Raw genomic sequence first — 384 nt, forward strand, 5'->3', positions numbered from 1 at the left:
GAAGTGAGCACTGTGAGGTGTGCACTAAAGCCCTACCTTGAATATGTCACCAGTCCATTTCAACGGGGAGCGGATTACATAAGAGACCTGAATTTTGAGGACCTGAAGGCCACACTGCTCCAAAAGAGTGAGGAGCTAAGAGAGAGCCTGGAGCAGAGCATAAAGGAGCTGCAGGCTAAGCAGGACCCCTCTACCTGAGAGAAAAGATGGATCTTTACACTCCTGAAGATCAAAGAGCACCTGAGAAATTTGGATGATTTGATTTGTTTTATTGTTGCCATTTTTTTCTATGAATTAACATTTTGATTCCAAAATCAAATATATAAGTGTTCATGCTTATTTTATCCAGCACTAAGCACTCAAACAGTCCAAAATGTAGATTCC

1 protein-coding gene is annotated in these 384 nt (G+C 41.4%); it reads left to right on the top strand.

Going from position 1 to position 384, the window contains the following annotated elements; genetic code table 11:
* Positions 1–198 (top strand): hypothetical protein (locus H4O20_RS15010; RefSeq protein WP_221442863.1); only part of this gene is annotated, 198 nt, incomplete at its 5' end.
* Positions 199–384: the final 186 nt, after the last annotated feature.

It is taken from the genome of Aequorivita sp. 609 (assembly GCF_014212065.1).
GTDB classification, from domain to species: Bacteria; Bacteroidota; Bacteroidia; order Flavobacteriales; family Flavobacteriaceae; genus Aequorivita; species Aequorivita sinensis.